Here is a 5,785-nt window from a genome sequence, read left to right as displayed (position 1 = left end):
CTGGCACTGACTGCTGAATTGTAAATAGCCAAGGTTTCGGTAGCCACAGCAACAAATTAAACTGCCATGTGGGAAGATGCGATTCAACATTCCTGAGATTGCTCAAAAATGACCACTGTAAGGCTGCTGGCTGCCTTGTTAAGTGTTCTGCTCCGAGAATTTGAAAGGTGGGTACGCGCTTGCCAAAGGATGCTTTCTGAGGCGCAGGAGACTGTGCTAACCAGTTTGAAATCTGAGCGATGGGATTAGGATCGCTTAAGTTCAGCTCTAAGCTGACAAATCGAGGGTAAGGAAGTTGTGAGTTTTGAGAGATTGTTCCAGTTTGCTTTACACCGAGCAAGGCTTCGCGTTTGGCAACGCTGAGCGGTTTTGAGAGATGGCTTCGTTCCTGGTAACGCTGAGCGGTTTTAAGATTGCTTTGCTCATCAGCTAAAGCTATGTACTTCTGTTCTCCCAACTCTTGACGGCTCTTGCTTTGTTTTTCCCCGCGCTTGGCGATTTTGAACTCTGACTTCTCCTCCAAGTCTTGCAAGTTTTCTGCTTTCCTTTCCTCTCCCTCTGTACCAGCTAATTCTGTTTGTAAACGTGCTGCTAGGCAATCACGCAGCCATAAGTCGTCACAGACTGCGATAAAAATTTGACGACGCAAATTGAGCTTGAGAGCCTGTTTCAAGCGGTGATAGATCAGCCTATTGGAACTAGAAACTTGGTGGGAAGGAATAGCCATTGCGGTCATATAGCTAGGGGCTAGGGACTAGGGGCTAGGGGCTAGGGAAGAGAGAAGAGGGGAGAGTGTCAAGTTGTGTACATTCTCTTTTTCAAGCTGTGTGGCAAGGCTCAGGATTGCGGCTTCCTTAACTCTATGACTGCGTGACTCTGCCGTAATACTACTATCGCAATATTGAGTAGTTGGGCCGTCAGTAATCATATAAATCTCTAACTCAAATATGTTCTATTTCAGTTTTTAAACTATTTTGTAGTAACAGTTAACAGAGCTGACTTAGAAACAAATTTAACTGAGAAACCAGATTGTAGCTGTTAGCTCGGTGCGATCGCGAACCACACCAACCCAGATCGATGACATCCCGTTACCCTACAATCTTCTCATCTGCATCTGGGTTATGCCAAGCTAGGCTAAGCAGTTATGGATGCGATCGCATGATAAGCTTGTGTTATACTGTGAGCATATCTAGGGAAAAACTATGATAAGGAGATACAATGTCTGAAATTACGCTAAACCCAGATCAAATCAAGGAAATTTTGAAAAGTGCCATCGTCGAACTGCTGCGCGATAACCGAGAAGAAGTCTCTGAGTTTCTGACAGAAATTATCGAAGACGTTGCTATGGAACGGGCGATCGCGGAAGGTAAAACCACCGAAATTGTCAGCCGTCAATCCATCTTTCAACTTCTGGAGCCGAAAGTATGAACGTCGAGTTTAGAAAAAGCTTTGAAAAAGATATTGGCAAAATTCGCGATGGAGATTTACTAGGGAGAATAAAAGCCGTGATTGAAGAAGTTGAAAATGCTGAAAGCCTATTGGATGTCAACAATATTAAAAGACTCAAGGCGACGTTACGTCGGAAGTGTGTAAGTCTTGAAATTTCTAAAATCTATAATCCTGATTCCTGAATTGCTAAAGTTAAATCCTCACTTAACCCCAAATAATCAGCCCAAGAATTGAGATAATCAAAATCTAAAGATACTCCTTGCACTTTCAAAATTCCCAATACATCCCGCCATTGTTTCTCAGACTTACTACGCTTTCCCCATCGCAATTTGTTGAGAATTAAATCTTCTGGTGATGCTAGGTAAACTTCTGTACCTTCGGGAATTGCATATTGTTGCTTTCTCTCAAACTTGATGCGGTCAAATTCATCGTTTCCCGTTATCATTAAATCAGCACGAGCAATACTTTCTATATGGGTAACTTGTAAAGTTTGCATTCGTCCAGAAATTACATCTTCTAATCCGGGAACATAAAATCCAATTCGCTCTAATTCAGTTGCTAACAAGCTAATATCTTTTAATTCGATCGAAATTACTATATCCAAATCTTGAGTAGTACGGGGTTCTCCGAAGGCGATCGCAGCCACACCACCAGTGATATAATAAGGAATATCAAGAGATTCAAAGATAGGGTGCAATTGAGCAGCCAAGGCGATAGAATCTTGCACCCAAGTCATTTTATTTCCCTGTGGAATGTAATTAGGATGACAGTTTTCTTGTAACCAGGCTAAGGCAAGTTTTCGGGCAAACTCTTGATGAGATAAATTGGGGAATCGTTTATAAAAACAGTTGATGGAAAACTGGCGAGCACTGCGATTTAATGCTTTTCCCATTGCTAAGCGTTGTTGGGGCGATCGCTGTCTGAGTAGCCAGAATTGAAAGGCATCTACTTCCGGGGAAGTATCTTCTGCTTGCGATCGATAGCCCGGTTTGAGAATGAATTTGGGTATGGCTAGCATATAGCGATCGCTTCGGTTTACTCCCGCCGTTCCTGGTAATCTTCAGAAGAGGTAGGATCTAATTCCCATCTGCGATCGTCGCGTTCATTCAAAATATCAGTTGTCCGCAAATCTTCGCCATCTTCCATTTCCAATCCGACAGCAGTTCCTAATTCGTCAACAATATTCTGGTCTGGAATTGCAGTCGTTCCCCCCACAGCCTCGTCGCCAACCATAGCCTCTGCTTGGGAGGATGCAGCATCAACATCGCCCCCTGTTAGTTCGAGATTGGCTGTGTACTCATCTCGATGATCGCGCATTGTCCGCCCGTCAATATTCAGCCCTACTTCCTCGCGAATGCCAGTTCCGTAGGATTCGGTAATTTTTTGGGACAAATCGCTAGAATCTTGTTTGTCAGCTTTTTTTACCATAATAATCTCTTTTTGATTGGTGTTAATATCTTAATCTCTATTGGTTAAAACCAACTACTACCCAAGGAAAGGAATTTATTTTTCTACCCTATCGTCAGGAATAGAAATTTACATCTCTCCCAAAATCTAGAGTTCTAAATAAATGTACTTTGAGTTCATCAATTGTATTCTTGACTTCTCAGCCTTGGTCGCACTAACTTATGAAACAACAGTCCGATCGAGTTCGATCCTAATCTTTGTCTGGCTTGAGTAATTGCCGATTTATAATGACAGAGAAAAGTTGAATTTTACATTCAATTACGGCGTTTGGTTTCTAGTAGTTCTGGATTTTAACGCCGATGAAAGCCTACCGATTGCTACTCGAAATAAACTAGGGGTAGCGAAGCCTTCGCGTGAGAAACTGAGGCAAGTTTACCCCAAATTCCAGTACAAAAGCTTCGCAATTAGCGAAAAATCCGAAAACTAAGACATCGCTTGAGCGATATAATCAAAGTAAGGAGCAGCTTCCTTAGCATCATCCTCATTCAGCAAGGAAATAGAAGCTTCCTTTAAACATCGGATGGCTTCGGCCATTCCGGGGACGGGAACGCCCAAAGAGTTGTACATCTCCCGTACTCCAATCAAACCAATCTTTTCAATGGGCTCCTTATCGCCTGCGAGGATACCATAAGTGATCAGGCGCAAATACCAACCGTAGTCGCGCAGACACAAAGATCGTTCCCGCGTACCATAGGCATTTCCACCAGGAGAAATGAAGTCCGGGCGTTTCTTCCAGAGTTTCTTGCTGGCTTCTTCAACAATCTTTTTCTCACTTTCAGATAAGGTGGTAGCAATACGCACCCGTTGAGAACCTGTTTTAAAAAAAGAATTGATGCTCTGGAGCTCGCCGGCACTGGGGTAGCGAAGCTCGTCATCGGCTTGGAGTATAACTTGGCTAACTACGCTCATAAAAAAATCTCGGTAAGTGGGAAACTCAGAGTGTTTAGACCTGAGATGGAAACGATACAAGCGGTTTTAACCGCCTACCCCTTTCGGGGCTAGATAAGTAGAGGAATGGTACTTATCTAATCCCTGTATTGCCGGGAACGCCTTGCCATTCCAGTGATGTTTGCTTCGACCTTGTTATTCGGGCTTGTTCGACCTGCAACACTGTTTCAGTGACCTTAAAACTGTTTAATTGCAGATAACAGAGCGGGGAACTAGCGTCGCATTCCCAGGTGTTATGACCCAAATAACGGCTACCCTTCGATTGCGCTCAGGGTGGTCTGGTCAGTACAGCTTCCATGATTGCTCATACAAGCTCCGTCTACGAGAGCGGGGTTACTGACGGGTATGCAAATTTTTTAGGGTAACACTAAATTAGTTTAACGACTTAGCGGGGCACAAACCAAGAGAGGGAAGCCATTGGTGACAGGAAATCCGCGATAATAAAGATCCGCGCTTTCTCACCTATGACTAAAACAAAATCCCCAATCTCAAATCCTCAATCTGCGATCGCCCAACAAGGTCAACTGGTTGAGCTCGAAATTATCGACTTGGCCGACAGTGGCGACGGGGTAGGTCGCCTGGGTCAGCTAGTTGTTTTTGTCCCGGATACTGTTCCAGGCGATCGCGCCATAGTCCGCCTCATGCAAGTCAAAAGCGACTCCGCAACAGGCAAACTCCACGAACTCACTGAAATATCCGACCGCCGCATCCGACCTATGTGCATTGTCGCAGATAAGTGTGGCGGCTGTCAGTGGCAACACATTGATTGGCACTACCAACTTGAAGCGAAACAAAATATAGTCATTCAAGCTCTACAACGTATCGGCGGATTCACCGCACCCCCTGTAGATCCAGTGTTAACCGGCCCTGACCTTACAGCTTTAGGCTATCGCAACAAAGCCACCTATCCCCTAGCAACCTCCTCCACAGGTCAAGTCCAAGCGGGTTATTACCAAAAAGGCAGTCATCGGTTGATTAACCTCAATCAGTGTCCCGTCCAAGACGAAGACCTTAATCCTTTATTGAAAGACATAAAAAAGGATATACAGCAGCGCGGTTGGAAGACCTACGATGAAAAGCAGCAAACTGGAGAATTGCGTCACCTATCTGTACGTATTGGACGACGTACAGGTGAGATTTTGCTGACTTTAATAGTTCGGAGTGGGGATTTATCGGGAATTGAAGCACAAGCTTCCGAATGGCTGAAGCGCTATCCTCAACTGGTAGGCGTGTGTTTGAATATCAACCCCCGCAATACTAATGTCATCTTTGGCCCAGAAACTCGCTGTATTGCTGGTAAACCTTACCTGCTGGAAATTTTTTCTGGTTTAGAGTTTCAAATTCGCGCCGATACTTTCTTCCAAGTCAATAGTGAGGCCGCTGAGACGCTGTTACAGGTAATTGCGGATGAGTTGCACCTTGAAGGTAATGAAGTTTTGGTTGATGCTTACTGCGGGATTGGCACGTTTACTTTGCCTTTAGCAAAATTTGTGAGTAAGGCAATAGGTTTAGAATTGCAAGGGGCGGCAGTCAAGCAAGCTCAGTTAAATGCTGAATTAAATCACTTGACAAATGTAGCTTTTTATGTTGGGGCAGTAGAAAATTTGTTACCGCAGTTAGATGTTACGCCAGATGTAGTTTTACTTGACCCGCCGAGGAAGGGTTGCGATCGCACGGTTCTAGAAACTCTCGTCGCCACCCAACCCAGCCGCATCGCCTACATTAGCTGTAAACCCTCCACCCTCGCCCGCGATCTGAAATTCCTCTGCCAAAATGGAGGCTATAAATTACAGCGAGTACAGCCAGCAGATTTCTTTCCCCAAACCCCCCATGTTGAATGTGCAGCCTTTTTGGTGCGCTGAGGGCGGGGGAGCGGGGGAGATGGGGAGCGGGGGGGCGGGGGAGCAGCGGAGATGGGGAG

General features: G+C 45.0%; 6 protein-coding genes and 1 pseudogene. 3 read left to right on the top strand and 4 right to left on the bottom strand.

Annotation, left to right across the window (positions count from 1 at the left end; all coding sequences use genetic code 11):
• A pseudogene (locus OSCI_RS05795) lies at positions 1–727 on the bottom strand (hypothetical protein); the annotation flags it as partial.
• Between the two features lie 491 nt (positions 728–1,218).
• Here OSCI_RS05795 and OSCI_RS05790 point away from each other — a divergent pair.
• Both OSCI_RS05790 and OSCI_RS05785 read left to right on the top strand, forming a co-directional pair.
• Complete coding sequence (locus OSCI_RS05790) at positions 1,219–1,428, top strand: hypothetical protein (protein WP_007353939.1); 210 nt, start codon at positions 1,219–1,221, stop codon at positions 1,426–1,428.
• Entirely contained in the window at positions 1,425–1,631 is a 207-nt protein-coding gene (locus OSCI_RS05785) for a hypothetical protein (RefSeq protein WP_007353938.1), read from the top strand. The genes OSCI_RS05790 and OSCI_RS05785 overlap by 4 nt, the downstream gene beginning before the upstream one ends.
• On the opposite strand, the gene OSCI_RS05780 is transcribed toward OSCI_RS05785, so the two are convergent.
• From OSCI_RS05780 to OSCI_RS05765, 3 genes are all read right to left on the bottom strand, one after another.
• The gene (locus OSCI_RS05780; protein ID WP_007353937.1) at positions 1,613–2,467 is read right to left on the bottom strand and encodes a hypothetical protein; all 855 of its coding nucleotides are present in this window, start codon (positions 2,465–2,467) and stop codon (positions 1,613–1,615) included. The genes OSCI_RS05785 and OSCI_RS05780 overlap by 19 nt on opposite strands.
• 17 nt (positions 2,468–2,484) lie before the next feature.
• Positions 2,485–2,877, bottom strand: coding sequence for a DUF6335 family protein (locus tag OSCI_RS05775; protein WP_007353936.1), 393 nt, complete (start codon positions 2,875–2,877; stop codon positions 2,485–2,487).
• Between the two features lie 462 nt (positions 2,878–3,339).
• A complete protein-coding gene (locus OSCI_RS05765; RefSeq protein WP_007353935.1) occupies positions 3,340–3,825 on the bottom strand; it encodes an allophycocyanin subunit alpha-B in 486 nt (161 codons plus the stop codon).
• A gap of 503 nt (positions 3,826–4,328) precedes the next feature.
• Here OSCI_RS05765 and rlmD point away from each other — a divergent pair.
• Positions 4,329–5,726 carry a 23S rRNA (uracil(1939)-C(5))-methyltransferase RlmD gene (gene rlmD / locus OSCI_RS05760; RefSeq protein WP_007353934.1) on the top strand — a complete coding sequence of 466 codons (1,398 nt, stop codon included), beginning with the start codon at positions 4,329–4,331 and terminating at the stop codon, positions 5,724–5,726.
• Positions 5,727–5,785: the final 59 nt, after the last annotated feature.

Origin of the sequence: Kamptonema sp. PCC 6506, from assembly GCF_000180455.1 — a bacterium.
Classification (GTDB): domain Bacteria; phylum Cyanobacteriota; class Cyanobacteriia; order Cyanobacteriales; family Microcoleaceae; genus Kamptonema; species Kamptonema formosum.
This window is presented reverse-complemented; position numbering and strand designations above follow the sequence as displayed.

Excerpts from the sequence above, each read along its gene's own strand:
- rlmD (WP_007353934.1), top strand. The coding sequence starts at position 4,329 with ATGACTAAAACAAAATCCCCAATCTCAAATCCTCAATCTGCGATCGCC.
- OSCI_RS05765 (WP_007353935.1), bottom strand. The coding sequence starts at position 3,825 with ATGAGCGTAGTTAGCCAAGTTATACTCCAAGCCGATGACGAGCTTCGC.
- OSCI_RS05785 (WP_007353938.1), top strand. The coding sequence starts at position 1,425 with ATGAACGTCGAGTTTAGAAAAAGCTTTGAAAAAGATATTGGCAAAATT.
- OSCI_RS05780 (WP_007353937.1), bottom strand. The coding sequence starts at position 2,467 with ATGCTAGCCATACCCAAATTCATTCTCAAACCGGGCTATCGATCGCAA.
- OSCI_RS05775 (WP_007353936.1), bottom strand. The coding sequence starts at position 2,877 with ATGGTAAAAAAAGCTGACAAACAAGATTCTAGCGATTTGTCCCAAAAA.
- OSCI_RS05790 (WP_007353939.1), top strand. The coding sequence starts at position 1,219 with ATGTCTGAAATTACGCTAAACCCAGATCAAATCAAGGAAATTTTGAAA.